The 15,115-nt window shown below is 68.3% G+C and carries 7 protein-coding genes; 5 read left to right on the forward strand and 2 right to left on the reverse strand.

Annotated features, from left to right (window positions below):
* Positions 1 to 6,349 (forward strand): heme utilization protein (locus ACXJKJ_RS16420; protein ID WP_457391046.1); only part of this gene is annotated, 6,349 nt, incomplete at its 5' end.
* Between the two features lie 130 nt (positions 6,350 to 6,479).
* Here ACXJKJ_RS16420 and ACXJKJ_RS16425 read toward each other — a convergent pair.
* Both ACXJKJ_RS16425 and ACXJKJ_RS16430 read right to left on the reverse strand, forming a co-directional pair.
* Positions 6,480 to 7,526, reverse strand: a complete 1,047-nt coding sequence (locus ACXJKJ_RS16425; protein ID WP_457391047.1) for a GSCFA domain-containing protein — start codon at positions 7,524 to 7,526, stop codon at positions 6,480 to 6,482.
* On the reverse strand, positions 7,510 to 8,322 hold the full coding sequence (locus ACXJKJ_RS16430) for a hypothetical protein (protein ID WP_457391048.1): 813 nt from the start codon (positions 8,320 to 8,322) through the stop codon (positions 7,510 to 7,512). Before ACXJKJ_RS16430 ends, ACXJKJ_RS16425 begins: the two co-directional genes overlap by 17 nt.
* A gap of 134 nt (positions 8,323 to 8,456) precedes the next feature.
* Between ACXJKJ_RS16430 and ACXJKJ_RS16435 the strand changes: the two genes are divergently transcribed.
* From ACXJKJ_RS16435 to ACXJKJ_RS16450, 4 genes are all read left to right on the forward strand, one after another.
* Positions 8,457 to 9,098, forward strand: a complete 642-nt coding sequence (locus ACXJKJ_RS16435; RefSeq protein ID WP_056196558.1) for a glycosyltransferase family 32 protein — start codon at positions 8,457 to 8,459, stop codon at positions 9,096 to 9,098.
* Positions 9,095 to 9,778, forward strand: a complete 684-nt coding sequence (locus ACXJKJ_RS16440) for a hypothetical protein (RefSeq protein WP_457391049.1) — start codon at positions 9,095 to 9,097, stop codon at positions 9,776 to 9,778. The genes ACXJKJ_RS16435 and ACXJKJ_RS16440 overlap by 4 nt, the downstream gene beginning before the upstream one ends.
* A gap of 9 nt (positions 9,779 to 9,787) precedes the next feature.
* The gene (locus ACXJKJ_RS16445) at positions 9,788 to 10,579 is read left to right on the forward strand and encodes a glycosyltransferase family 2 protein (RefSeq protein ID WP_457391051.1); all 792 of its coding nucleotides are present in this window, start codon (positions 9,788 to 9,790) and stop codon (positions 10,577 to 10,579) included.
* Between the two features lie 72 nt (positions 10,580 to 10,651).
* The gene (locus tag ACXJKJ_RS16450; protein ID WP_457391053.1) at positions 10,652 to 15,106 is read left to right on the forward strand and encodes a hypothetical protein; all 4,455 of its coding nucleotides are present in this window, start codon (positions 10,652 to 10,654) and stop codon (positions 15,104 to 15,106) included.
* Positions 15,107 to 15,115: the final 9 nt, after the last annotated feature.

Raw genomic sequence — 15,115 nt, forward strand, 5'->3', positions numbered from 1 at the left:
CAGCGGCCAGGTCAACAGCCTGACCACATCCCAGGTCAACACGCTGGGCACGGCGGACCTGAACAGCCTGACCAGCGGCCAGTTCGGCAACCTTTCGTCGACCCAAGTCCAGGCGTTGACCAGCACGCAGCTCAGCAACCTCGCCACCGACAACCTGAACGCGCTGGGCACCAGCCAGTTCGCTTCCCTGAACTCCGGCCAGTTCGGCTCGCTGACCACCGCCCAACTCGGCAAGCTCGAGACCGCCGACCTGCGCGCCGTCTCGACGGCCGCGCTCAACGGCCTGTCTTCCGACCAGGTCGGCGCCCTGGCCAGTGACGCCGTCGGCTCGCTGACGACGGCACAGGTCGGCTCGCTGGGCACTGCCCAGATCAAGGGACTGACGACGGGTGACATGGTCGCCCTGACCTCCGGCCAGATTGCCGCCATCAACTCCAACCAGGCGGGTGCGCTGTCCACCGCCCAGATCGCCGCCATCGAGACAGCCGACGTCAAGTCCATCTCCACCGGCGCGTTGCGCAACCTGTCGACGGACCAACTCGACGCCCTGACGAGCGACCAGCTGCGCGCACTGAGCTCGACGCAGCTCAATGCGCTGACGACCGCCCCGCAGGTCAACAACCTGTCGACGGCCGATTTGAATGTGCTGACCACCAGCCAGATCGCCAATCTGTCGACGGCCCAGGTCCGCGCGCTGACCACCGACCAGCTCGGCCACCTGACCACCGACAACCTCAATGCCCTGGGCACCGCCCAATTCGCGGCGCTGAGTTCCAGCCAGTTCGGTGCGCTGAGCACCAGCCAACTGGGCAAGCTCGAAACAGCTGACCTGCGCGCCGTCACGACCGCTGCCCTCAATGGCCTGTCCTCAGACCAGGTCGGTGCGCTGGCCAGCGACGCCGTCGGCTCGTTGACCACCGCCCAGATCGCCGCGCTCGGCACCGACCAGATCAAGGGCCTGACCACGGGTGACATGGTCGCCTTGACCTCGGCACAGGTCGCCGCCATCAACTCCACCCAGGCGGGTGTGCTGTCCACGGCCCAGATTGCCGCCATCGAGACCGCTGACATCAAGTCGCTGTCCACGGCTGCGCTGCGCAACCTGTCCACGGACCAGTTGGATGCCCTCACGAGCGACCAGCTGCGTGCCCTGTCCTCCACCCAGCTCAATGCGCTGACCACCAGCCCGCAGCTCGCCAACCTGTCGACGTCCGACCTGAACTCGCTGACGACCGGCCAGATGGCCAATCTGTCGACGGCCCAGGTCCGCGCGCTGACCACCGATCAGCTCGGCCATCTGAGCACGGACAACCTCAACGCCCTGGGCACCGCCCAGTTCGCGGCGCTGAGCTCCAGTCAGTTCGGTGGCCTCGCCACCAGCCAGCTGGCCAAGCTCGAAACGGCTGACCTGCGCGCCGTCACCACGGCGGCTTTGAATGGCCTGTCCTCCGACCAGGTCGGCGCCCTGGCCAGCGACGCCGTCGGCTCGCTGTCCACGGCGCAGGTCGCCTCGCTGGGCAGCAGCCAGATCAAGGGTCTGACCACCGGCGACATGGTCGCCCTGACTTCGGGCCAGATCGCCTCGCTGAACTCCACGCAGGCCGGCAGCCTGACCACGGCCCAGATCGCCGCCATCGAGACAGCCGACATCAAGTCGCTGTCCACCGGCGCCCTGCGCAACCTGTCCTCCGACCAGCTCGACGCCTTCACCAGCGACCAGCTGCGCGCGCTGAGCAGCGGCCAGGTCAACAGCCTGACCACGGCCCAGGTCAACGCCCTGGGCACGGCCGACCTGAACAGCCTGACCAGCAGCCAGTTCTCCAATCTGTCCTCGGGCCAAGTCCAGGCGCTGACGAGCACCCAGCTCGCCAACCTCGCCAGCGACAACCTGAACGCCCTGGGCACGGCCCAGTTCGCAGCCCTCACTTCGGGCCAGTTCGGCGGCCTGAGCACCAGCCAGTTGGCCAAGCTCGAAACCGCTGACCTGCGCGCCGTCACGACGGCCGCCCTCAATGCCCTGAGCTCCGACCAGATCGGTGCCCTGGCCAGCGACGCGGTCGGTGCCCTGTCCACGGCGCAAGTCGCTTCGCTGGGCACCGCCCAGATCAAGGGCCTGACCACCGGTGACATGGTCGCCCTGACCTCGGCCCAGGTCGCCGCCATCAACTCGGCCCAGGTCGCCGGCCTGTCCACCGCCCAGATTGCGGCCATCGAGACGGCCGACATCAAGGCCCTGTCGACGGCTGCCCTGCGCAACTTCTCGACCGACCAACTGGACGCCCTGACCAGCGACCAGCTGCGCGCGCTGTCCTCGGCCCAGCTCAATGCGCTGAGCACCAGCCCGCAGTTCGCCAACCTGGGTACCGCCGACCTGAACGCGCTGACCACCGGCCAGATCGCCACCCTGTCCACGGCCCAGGTGCAGGCGCTGACCAGCACCCAGCTCGCCAACCTCACCACCGACAGCCTCAACGCCCTGGGCACGGCGCAGTTCGCGGCACTGGGTTCCAGCCAGTTCGGCGCGCTGACCACCAGCCAGCTCGGCAAGCTCGAAACCGCCGACCTGCGTGCGGTGACCACGGCCGCCCTCAATGCGCTGAGTTCCGACCAGGTCGGTGCCCTGGCGAGCGACGCCGTCGGCGCCATGACCACCGCCCAGGTGGCCTCGCTGGGCACTGCCCAGATCCAGGGCCTGACCACGGGTGACATGGTCGCCCTGACCTCGGCCCAGGTCGCGGCCTTGAACTCTGCCCAGGCCGGCTCGCTGTCCACCGCCCAGGTCGCCGCCATCGAGACCGCCGACATTAAGTCGCTGACGACCGGTGCCCTGCGCAATCTGTCCTCCGACCAGCTCGACGCCTTCACCAGCGACCAGCTGCGTGCCCTGAGCAGCGGCCAGGTCAACAGCCTGACCACGGTCCAGATCAACACCCTGGGCACGGCGGACCTCAACAGCCTCTCCAGCGGCCAGTTCGCCAACCTGTCCACGGCCCAGGTCCAGGCGCTGACCAACACTCAGATCGGCAACCTGAAGACCGACAGCCTGAACGCCCTGGGCAGCGCGCAGTTTGCAGCCCTGTCGTCCAGCCAGCTCGGCGCCCTGACCACCAGCCAGTTGGCCAAGCTCGAAACCGGTGACCTGCGTTCGGTCTCGACGGCGGCCCTCAACGGCCTGTCGTCGGACCAGATCGGTGCCCTGGCCAGCGACGCCGTCGGCGCCATGACCACGGCCCAGATCGCCGGCCTCGGCACGGCCCAGATCCAGGGGCTGAGCACGGCCGACATGGTGGCCCTGACCTCGGGCCAGATCGCGGCGCTGAACTCCGCCCAGGCGGCCAGCCTGTCCACGGCCCAGATCGCGGCCATCGAGACGGCCGACATCAAGTCGCTGTCCACGGCAGCCCTGCGCAACCTGTCCACCGACCAGCTCGACGCCCTGACCAGCGACCAACTGCGCGCGCTGTCCTCGGCCCAGCTCAATGCGCTGAGCACCAGCCCGCAGTTCGCCAACCTGGGTACCGCCGACCTGAACGCGCTGACCACCGGTCAGATCGCCACCCTGTCCACGGCCCAGGTCCAGGCGCTGACCAGCGTCCAGCTCGCCAACCTGGCGACGGACAGCCTCAATGCGATGGGTTCGGCACAGTTCGCGGCCCTGTCGTCCAGCCAGTTCGGCGCGCTGACCACCAGCCAGCTCGGCAAGCTCGAAACCGCCGACCTGCGCGGCGTGACGACCGCGGCCCTCAATGCGCTGAGTTCCGACCAGATCGGCGCCCTGGCCAGTGATGCCGTCGGCACACTGACGACGGCGCAGGTCGGGTCGCTGGGCACCGCCCAGATCAAGGGCCTCAGCACCGCTGACATGGTCGCGCTGACCTCGACCCAGGTCGCTGCCTTGAACTCCGCCCAGGCCGGCTCGCTGTCCACCGCCCAGTTGGCGGCCATCGAGACGGCCGATATCAAGTCGCTGTCCACCGGCGCCCTGCGCAACCTGTCCTCCGACCAGCTCGACGCCTTCACCAGCGACCAGCTGCGCGCACTGAGCAGCGGCCAGGTCAACAGCCTGACCACGGCCCAGATCAACACCCTGGGCACGGCCGACCTGAACAGCCTGACCAGCGGCCAGTTCGCGAACCTGTCCTCGGGCCAGGTGCAGGCCCTGACCAACGCACAGCTCGCCAACCTGGCGACCGACAACCTCAACGCCCTGGGCACCGCGCAGTTCGCTGCGCTGGGTTCCAGCCAGTTCGGCGCGCTGACCACCAGCCAGCTGGGCAAGCTGGAGACGGCCGACCTGCGCGCGGTGTCCACCGCCGCACTGAACGCGCTGAGCTCCGACCAGGTTGCTGCACTGGCCAGTGATGCCGTCGGTTCCATGACAGCGACACAGATTGGCGCGCTGGGCACGACCCAGATCCAGGGCCTGAGTACCGCCGACATGGTGGCCCTGACGTCGACGCAGATCGCCGCGATCAGCTCGACGCAAGCCGACGTGTTGTCCACGGCCCAGGTCGCCGCCATCGAGACGGCCGACATCAAGTCGCTGTCCACGGCAGCCCTGCGCAACCTCTCGTCCGACCAGCTCGACGCCTTCACCAGCGACCAGCTGCGCGCCCTGAGCAGCACGCAGATCAACAACCTGACGACGGCGCAGATCAACACCCTGGGCACGGCCGACCTGAACAGCCTGACCACCAGCCAGTTCAGCAACCTGTCCTCCGCCCAGGCCGAAGCACTGACCACCAGCCAGCTCGGCAACCTGGTCACCGACAACCTCAATGCCCTGGGCACGGCGCAGTTCGCCGCGCTGGACTCCGACCAGTTCGGTGCGCTGACCACCAGCCAGCTCGCCAAGCTGGAAACCGCCGACCTGCGCGCCGTCACGACGACCGCCCTGGCCGGCCTGGATTCCGACCAGTTCGCGGCCCTGTCGACCGACCACATCGTCGCGCTGAGCACCGCCCAGGTGCTGTCGCTGACCACCAGCCAGCTCGACGGCTTCTCGGCGGCCGACATGACGGCGATGAGCTCGACACAGGTCTCGGTGCTGACGACGGAACAGGTGGCCTCGCTGTCGACCGACCAGATCGTGGCCATCGACGCCAGCGACCTGGCCAAGCTGTCCACGGCCTCGCTGCGTGCCCTGACCGACACCCAGCTGGCAGCCCTGACGACCGACCAGCTGACCGGCCTGGCTGGCCGCGTCAATGTGCTGACGACCAGCCAGATCAACCACCTGTCCACGGACGACCTGAACTCGTTCACGGCCTCGCAGTTCGGCGTCATGACCTCGAGCCAGGTCCAGTCCTTCAGCACCGACCAGATGAAGGCGCTGGAGACCGACGACCTGCGCGCCCTGACCACGGCCAACTTCGCGGCCCTGAGCAATGCGCAGATCGACGCGATCACCACGGCCCAGTTCACGACGCTGAAGGTGACCCAGATCACCGCGCTGACGACGGACCAGGCCGCCGCGCTGACGACCGATCAGGTCCATGCCATCACGACCGACCAGGTCGCCGGCCTGGAGACCCGCGACATCGCCGCCATGAGCATGGCCCAGCTGGACGCGTTGACCAACGCGGCCGTCGGCGAGATGAACGGCGCCCAGCTCGACGCCTACTTCTCCAAGACGCCGATCGTGCTCGACCTGGACGGCCACGGCATCAACACGCTGGCCGCCGCCCAGGGCGTCAACTTCGACCTGATCGGCTCCGGCCACGTGGACAAGGTCGGCTGGATTGCCGGTGGCGACGGCCTGCTCGTCATGGACCGCAACCTCGACGGCATCATCAACAACGGCAGCGAGCTCTTCGGCATGGGCACCATCCTGGCCAATGGCAAGCACGCCAAGGACGGCTATGCCGCCATGGCCGAGCAGGACAGCAACCACGACGGCAAGCTCGACAGCCACGACACCAACTGGAAGCAGTTGCAGGTCTGGGTCGACGCCAACCACGATGGCAAGACCGACGCCGGCGAACTGAAGACGCTGGACGAGGTGGGTGTCGCCTCCATCGACCTGAACGCCGCCAAGGGTTCGGGCAGCGACCACGGCAACCTCATCGGCCTGGTCTCCAGCTACACGACGACCGACGGCGGCAAGCATGACGTGGCCGACGTCTGGTTCGCCAAGGACGTGCAGCCGCAAAAGGCCGACGACGGCAAGGATGCGACGGTCAGCCTGAGCGACCTGCTGACCGCGCCGGCCGACGCCCTGCTGGGGGCGCCATCCGTGGACCTGGCCAAGGCTGCCCTGCCGAGCGCCGACGCCCACCTCGCCGCCATCGACCGCAAGCTGGCCGAGGACGACGAGCGCCGTCGCAACAACGGCGGCAACTGGATCTGAGCCTGATCTCCTGACGCCGGCACGGGGTGCCGGCCCATGCAGGCCCTGTGGAGCAATCCCAGGGCCTGTTTTTATGACGGGCCAAAGAAAACGGCCCCGCAGGGCCGTGCAGAAAACAGACGTGAGCCCTTCAGGGTCTGTCGTTCAGGAGCTCTTCGCACTCGACCTGAGCCGCCGCTGCGGCCTGGGCCGCCAGGCTGGGTGCCGCCACGGCAGCGCGTTCGCCGGCTTCGACAAAGGCGGCCGAGAACTGGCGCATGACATGGTCCACGCCACGCGGCGACACCTCGCGCAAATCGCCCTCGAGGTACTGCCCAAAGCTCTGCGCCGACGAGATGATCTCGAAGGAGGGGAAATAGTCGACGTCGTCATGCGCGTCCGCGAACCGCCCGGCGACTGCGCGCAGCACCGCCTTGGAATAGCTGGACGCAACGATGACCGGATGCGCCGTCGCCGTGGCCACCAGCGGCACCGGTGACACCGTGACGATCCAGCGCATGCCCGGGTTCACGCCGGCGACGAACTCGCGCACCCACTCCAGGTCGGCCAGGATCTCCGGGTACTCGAAGTTGACGAAGCCATGCCGCTCGGCATCGAACTCGCCCGCCGCCGTGCCCGGGCAGACCGGGAAGACGACACCGCTGCCCTGCTCCACCCAGGCCTCGGTCAGGCCGAGCGTGAAGACGAAGACATCGCACTCGCTGAAAAGACGCCGCACCTGGGCCAGATGCCAGGTACGGTCGGCACGCAGGTCGGCCAGCGAGTCATAGCCGCCAGCCTGGACGCGCGGGCGCAGGGCGTCGAAGATGCGGCCCTTTTCGGTCAGCACCGGCGGGTCGCCCTCACGCAGGCCGAAGGCGAATTCGACGAGCTGGCGCAGTTGGCGCACCGTGTAGACATTGGCATAGCGGGCCGAGAACACGCCGTACTGCAGCTCACGCGCCCGCTCGGGCGTGAGGCCCGCGGGCGCCTGCTCCACCACCCAGTGGCTGAGGCCGAAGCTCTCCAGGCGCCTGGCCATGTGCTGGGCGAAGCAGGAACCAGCCGTCGCGATCTTCAGCGACGGGGTCAGTTTGAACTTGGTACTTGGCTTGAAGTCGAGCTGACCCCAGGCCTGGGCGCTGACGGTCTTGCGCCAGAAGGCCTGGGCCGGCATCGCCTCATACGGATGGGACATTTGCCAGCACCTCTCGAATCTGTTGCGCCAGCAGCTCGGCATAAAGCTCATTGCCATGCAGGCAGCCGCGCGCGAATTCGGCCTTGAGGCCGCCGTTCACCGTCAGAGCGCCTGCGGGCGGCGCAATGCTGACGACGCCCACCTGGGCCAGGCGCTGGTTCAGGTCGCCGTACATCAGCCGGTAGATGCGCTGGCGCATCGCGAACGGCTTGATGCCATGCACCGCGAACAGCGCACCGAAGGCCTCGGGATTGGCCAGGATGTGCTCGTGCGACTCCACCGGCGGCGGCGCCGGCACATGCACGATGCGGGCGCGTGGGAACTGCTGGCGCAGGGCCAGATGCGTCGTCCACAGCGGCTCGGCGATCTGGCGCACCCAGGCCAGTGCATCGGTGCGGGACATCCAGCGCCGGCCCGCCCCCATCTGCCCGTCGTCGCCCAGGAAGTCGGCATGCGAAGGGTCGTCGACGAGGGCCGCGATGGCGAATTCCTGGCCGCGCAGCAGCGAGAAGATGACTTCGGCTTCCTGAGGGATGTGACCGAGCACGCCCGTCAGCACATCCGGGATGTACAGCACCCCGTCCTTGAGCATGGGCGGTGGCCCGGCCACGGGGGTGTTGTAGAGCACATGTTCGCCGCGCCAGCCGGGCGGCGCATCCAGCTCGATGGGCTCACGGAACGGCACGCCGGTCGACCAGACCGAGCGGTACTTGGCCGACGACACCGGCCCGATATAGCGGTCGATCAGGCCGAAGAGATGCGAGCTGCCGATGGCAACGAAAAGCCGTGGGGTCATGATGCTTGGGGCCGAGCATAGGGGAGGCGCGGCGCTTGCCCAGGGGGCAAAAGGGCAAGGAATGGGCCTCAGTTTCCCCCTCACGACGCCGGGCGTCGGTCGGATACTGCAACGGATAAGCTCAGGAGAGCACCATGATCCCGAAGACCCTGCACATCATCTGGGTGGGCGACGAATCCAAGCGACCGGACAACTGCATAGACACCTGGCGGGTTCACAACCCCGACTGGCAGCTCAAGGTCTGGGGCAACGCCGACCTGATGTCTTACGGCTGGTACAACGCCGACCACATCCGCGCCATGTCCGGCCGCGAGCTCAACGGCGTGGCCGACATCATGCGCTGGGAGATCCTGTTCCGCGAAGGCGGCTTCGTCGTTGACGCCGACAGCATCTGCCGCCGCCCGCTGGAGCCCTGGCTGTTCGACTGCGAGGCCTGCGCCTGCTGGGAGAACGAGATCATCCGCCCCGGCCTGATCGCCGCGGGCTATGTTGCCTCCGAACCGCAGAACCCCTTCTTCCGCCAGCTCATCCTGGACGTGAAGGAAAAGGCGACCGTCATCGACCGCATGGCCTGGCAAAGCGTCGGTCCGCTCTTCCTGACCGAGGCGCACCGCCGCTACAACTACATCAACTTGACGATCTGGCCCAGCCACTTCTTCATCCCGCAGCACTACTCCGGCATCCGCTACAGCGGCAAGGGCCCGGTCTTCGCCGACCAGGAATGGGGCAGCACACGCAAGAACTACGACGAGCTGCATACACGGAGCCTGGCATGAGCGAGACGACGATTTCCACCGACACGGACCGCGGCCCCAAGCCGGCCCTGTGCCAGCCCGAGGGCCTGCCGCCGGTGTCGGCGCTGGAGCGCGCCCACTCGCCCTATTTCGTGCACCGCATCCCGGTCAGCCGCAACCTGATGGGCCACCCCCGCGTGGCGGTGCTGCAGGAGATGTGCCGCGGCAAGCGCGTGCTGCACGTGGGCTGTGTCGACTGGCCCATCACCGACCTGAACCGCTCGCTGCACCTGCAGCTCGACAAGGTCTGCCAGCTCGACGGCTTCGACATCCATGACGAGGCCTTCCCGCACATGCTGCCGCACCTGAAAGGCCGGCTGTTCTCGTCCTGGGGCGACATCAAGGATCCCTATGACCTCGTGCTGGTGCCCGAGGTGCTGGAGCATGTGCCCGACGTGAAGGGCTTCCTGGAGCAGCTGGACCGCGTCGGCGCCAAGGAATACGTCATCACGGTGCCCGACGCCTACAGCTGCTTCGCGCGGCATTTCGACTACCAGACCGAGGCCGAGACCTTCGTCGAGGTCGTGCACCCTGACCACAACTGCTGGTACACGCCCTACACGCTGGCCAACGTCATCCACAAGTACACGACGCTGGACCTGCAGGGCATCTGGTTCTTCAACAACATCTCGCTGCTGGCCATCGCCCGGCGCAAGGCCTGAAGCATCGCGATGCAGCCCTTCTTCTCGATCGTCATGGCCACGCACAACCGGCCGGCCACGCTGGCGCGGGCTATTCGCTCGCTGCGCGCCCAGACCTGCGCGGACTTCGAGATCCTGCTGGTCGCCGACGCGCTGGACGCCGAGACCGCCGCCGTCGTCGCCCGCGATCTGGGCCAGGCCGACAGCTTCCTCAAGCGCACCGGCGCCAACGGCCCGGCCGAGAGCCGCAACCAGGGCCTGGCCCTGGCGCGCGGCGAATGGGTCATCTTCCTGGACGACGACGACACCTTCGAGCCCCAGCATCTGGCCACGCTGAAGCCACATTGCGAGCGCGCGGATGCGCAACTGCTGTTCACCGACATCACCGTCGTCACCGAAGACCGCCAGCAGCCGGGCATCCCCGAGCTCGGCCGCCAGACCACGCCGCTGGCGGGGGCCGATGTCAACACGCTGTGGGTCAAGAACTTCATCCCCCTACATTGCCTGGCCTACCGCCGCAGCCTGCTGCAGGGCCTGAGTTTCGACGCGCATCTCGCCTCGCAGGAGGACTGGGACTGGTTGCTAGGCGTCTGCTCGCGCGCAATGCCCGTGCACGTTGCGGGCGGTGGCGCCGTCATGCACAAGGACTATGTGAACCCTGGCGCCCGCCGCGGCCAGCAGGAGGCGTCCAACAACACCACCGTGGTGCTGGACTTCCTGCATGTCTACCGGCGCTGGCCGGCACCGACGGCTGAGCTGAAGGCCGCGCGGGCGGGGCTGCTCAAGGGCGTGGGGCTGGCGTTGCCGGTGGAGTGGTTCTAGGGGTACGGCTTGGAAATCCCGGTCCTATAGTCGCGCCGCGCCGCGGCATTGCGCGGTCGCTGGAGCGCTGCCATGGCGGAGAAGCAGGCGAAGAAGCAGGCCAGGAAGCCGGTCACGAAGCCGGTGAAGGGCCGTGCCATCGGGCCCCGTGCGGCGGCCAGGATCGGCGAGGTCGTGGTCGGTCCGGTTGCGCCGCCCGTCGTGGTCGGCCCGACCCCGCCGCCCATCATCATCACGCCAGGGCCCATCCCGCACGCCATCGAGTACGTCGGCAACCTGTTCAGCGGCAGCCGCCCCGGCGATGCGGTGGTGCGGCCAGACGACCTCGTCGCGCTGCGCATCGAGCTCGTCAACGTCACCCGCAAGCCGGGCAGCAAACCGCCCGTGCTCGCCGCCAGCGGCAGCGGCGCCGCCTCGCTGATCGTCCACCATCCGCCCCAGTCGATTGCCGAGGAGGTGTTCTTCGAGCAGCAGGCCGCGGGCACCGGCACGCCGGACATGCCGCCGCCACTCGACGGCAAGCCCGTGCCCTCGGCGGTGGTGCCGGACAACGACGTCGACCCGCCGCCGATCCGCGCCCGCGCGGCCAACGAGTCGCGTGTCGTGTTCGAGTGGCCCGCCGGCTTCGAATGCCCCTACACGCTGGACGGGCTGCTGGGCGCCATCCGCACGCTGGACATGCGCGTGCCACCCGGCGCGCTGCCGCGCCCGGCGCAGCGCCGCGTGCTGGAACTGTGGCCGCGCTGGCAGCGGGCCGCAGGGGTGGTGGTGACCACCAAGACCAAAGCCAAGGCGACCAGCATCACGGCGACCACCCTCCTGCCGGTGCAAGCCATGGTCGGCCTCACCGGGCCGGCACTCAACGCCTTCAGCCTGCGCCAGACACAGATCGCCCGCCGCGGCGGCGAAGCCGCCCAGGCGACGCTGCGCCGGCGCCTGGGCGACGTGATCGGCAGCCAGGCCACGCTGCCCGACGCGGTGATCGTGGAGGTCCCGCCGGTCAGGCGCGTGCTGCCCAAACCCGCGCTGCCCACCAGCACCCAGACGGCGATCGAGCTGCCCTGGCGGCTCATCATCTCGCCGCACGACGGCGAGCATTGGCGGCATGCCACCAAGGCGGCCACATCGCCCTACTCCGGCCACACCGAGCTGTGGCACACGCGGCTGCTCGGCCCGGCGGGTGTCGACTCGCCGGCCCCCGACGCGGGGCGCACGGTGCGCGCCATCTGGGCCACCACGGGCTGGGGCCAGAAGGCGATGCAGGCAGCCTTCCCGTCCGGCTTCACGGAGCTGCCGGGGCCCGACGCGGGCAACCCCTTCGTCACCAGCGAGACGGCGCTGTCGGACTACGACCGCTACCAGATCACCCACCTGTCGTCGAACTTCTCGATGACGAACTACGAGCCCCAGCCCATCGACACGCGGCTGCTGATGCTGTCCAGCCAGGGCGCCTGGCTCGACAGCCGCGGCGACTGGGAGCCGCCGGGCCTGGATGTGGAGAGCTGGGTGCACCAGGCCACGCAGGGGCGCGACCACTATGTGCGCGTCGTCTACCGCGGCGTGCTCTTCCCCTTCGGCCACCGCGCGGTGCTCATCAAGGTCAGCGAGCGCAAGTTCCACAAGCTGCCGGGCAACCCGGCCTATCTGCGCCAGCGCATGTTCATGATCGTGCGCGAGAAGATCAAGCACTACGACGACGCGTCCACGTTGCGCCCCTTCGGCGCCGGGGACGCCACCGTCGAGCACGAGCTGCCCTTCACCTCGGTGCGCATGCTGACGACGGTGACGCCCGATCTCGCGCAGCCCATCAAGACCCAGGTCGAGCCGGGCCTGGGCCAGTTGCTCTTCTGGCCCGCCACGGGCCCGGGCGACTCGCCGACGCCCTTCCCCTTCCGCATGGCCGGTACCGACCTGGACGGGCGCGAGGTGCAGTTCGAGCTGCCGCTGATCTTCATGTCCAACACCATGGCCAGCCCCCGGGACAAGGTCGGCAACAAGCTCGTGCCCAAGCATTCGGGCACCGGCGGCGCGGCGGACACGGCCAACCGCGCACTCACCGGCTGGCGCAAGTTCCAGATCGCCGACGCGGTGGACGACCCGCAGGGCACCGAGCGCGCCACCGCCCAGCTCAAGCGCCAGCGCGTCACGCTCGCGCTGAGCAGCAAGCCCGGCGACACGGCGGTGGAAGTGGCTCATCTCACCTTCGACGCCCATGTGCCGTCCACGGTCGCCACGAGCACCTCGTTCAAGGCCTTCAAGGCCTTCACGCCGGACCTGCTCAAGCCCATGTTCTACCCGCGCGTGTCGCGACTGAAGGCGCGCATTGGCGCGATGGCCCAGCTGACCGGCTCCGACGGCTTCAACCGACTGCGCTGGAACACGACCTATCTGCAAAGCGGCTTCGACCCGGGCGTCAACAAGGGCGAGGTGTTTGCCGAGGTGGTGGAGCGCGCGGGCATGGGGCGCCTCGACTTCTCCAAGCAGGGTGACCGCAGCGGCGGCTTCGTCATGCCCAACCTCAGCCCGTCGGCGTTGTCGCGCTCGCTCGGGCCGGCGGCCGGCAATGTCGCCGACGTGGTGGGCGGCCAGATCAAGGCGACCAACTTCTTCCCGCCCGGCGGCGCGGGCGACCTGCCGCTGCCGCTGCTGTTCGGCTGCATCCCGCTGAGCGCGGTGATCCACGACATCACCCAGCTCTTCGACAACATCGACAAGGCGCCCAAGTTCGCCTCCGAGGCCGGCACCAAGGTCGAGGCCTTCTTCAACGACCTGATGCGGCTGTACCAGTTCATCAGCAGCCTGGCCTCCCAGCCCGGCACGCTGGGCAGCGCCGCGCTCGAGGTCGTCAAGGGCACGATCAACGACCTGCTGCAGCAGGCGGCCGCCTTCGGTGCGGCGCAGCTCGCGCCCATCACCACCAAGGTCAACACGCTGCTCGCCACGCTGGACAGCGTCAAGGCCCAGCTCGACAACCTGGGCAGCAAGAGCCTGGACGCCGCCAACCCGCTGGCCGGCATCAACCTCGCGGACGCCCTCGACGCACCGCAGGGCAATGGCGCGCTGCGCGCCAAGCTGGTCGACCTGAAGAACACCGTCCAGGCTTCGACAGTCATCCCCGCGGGCTATCGCCAGCAGGTCAACGCCGTGGTGGCCCAGGCCCTCACGGTGCTGGACTCCATCAAGCTCATCGCCGGCCTCGTCGGCCATGGCAAGACGCTGTTCGACGCGCTGAAGAACCTGCTGGACAACCCGGCCGCCGGCCAGTCCCTGGGCGAGCTGATCACCAAGCCGGCCGAGCTGGCACCCAAGGTGGAGGCCGTCAAGAACGCGCTCGGCGCAGTGAAGGGCGACGTCGCGGCCTTCCCGCTGCTTGAAGGCCCGCCGCGCAAGACCCTGCTCGACATCCTGGGCGTGGTGGAGGACGCCCTGGCCGCGGTGGGCCCCTTGCTGGAGATGCTGGAGAACCTGCTCGGCGAGGAACTCGTCGTGCGCTTCGACTGGAAGCCCGAGATCAAGAGCTGGGGCTTCGACCCGGCTTCGCCGCTCTTTGTCGTGCACGACAAGCATGCCTTCATCGTCGCCGTCGAGGCGCGCATGAAGAAGAGCGGCGGCGCGCCGAAGATCCAGGTGCTGTGCGGCCTGCACCATTTCGACCTCGTCCTCATCGCGCCGGCCAGCTTCATCGAGCTGAACTTCGAGAAGATCGAGTTCAGCGTCGACAGCAGCGCCAAGATGAACGTCGACGTGATGCTGTCGGGCATCAAGTTCGTCGGCCCGCTGTCCTTCGTCGAGACGCTGCGCGACCTGATCCCGCTCGATGGCTTCTCCGACCCGCCCTACCTGGACATCACGGCCCAGGGCATAGACGCGGGCTTCGACGTCTCCCTGCCGGCCATCACCTGCGGCGTGCTCAACCTCAGCAACGTGAGCCTGGGCGCGGGCTTCACGGTGCCCTTCATCGGCCAGCCGCTGTCGGTGCGCTTCAACTTCTGCACCCGCGAGCAGCCCTTCCATCTGACGGTCTACGTCTTCGGCGGCGGCGGCTTCTTCGGCATCACGCTGGACCCCAAGGGCGTGCAGATCCTGGAGGCGGCCTTCGAGTTCGGCGCCGCCATCAGCATCGACTTTGGTGTGGCCTCCGGCGGCGTGTCGGTCATGGCCGGCATCTACTTCCGCATGGAGGCCGATGCGGCGAGCCTGACCGGCTACTTCCGCCTCGAAGGCCATGTGGACGTGCTGGGCCTGATCACCGCGTCGCTGGAGCTCTACCTCGAACTGCGCTACGAGTTCGAGACCGGCAAGGCGGTGGGCAAGGCGACGCTGACCATCGAGATCGAGGTGTTCATCTTCTCGGGCAGCGTGACGATCAGCTGCGAGAAGAAGTTCGCCGGCAGCAACGGTGACCCGACGCTGCGGCAGTTGCTGGGCCTGTCGGCCGACCCGACGCTGGCGCTGGCCGCCGAGCTGGCCGCCATCGACGACAGCACGCGCTACGGCTGGCGTGACTACTGCGAGGCCTTCGCCTGAAGGAGCGAC

The organism is Roseateles sp. P5_E1 (genome assembly GCF_054049335.1).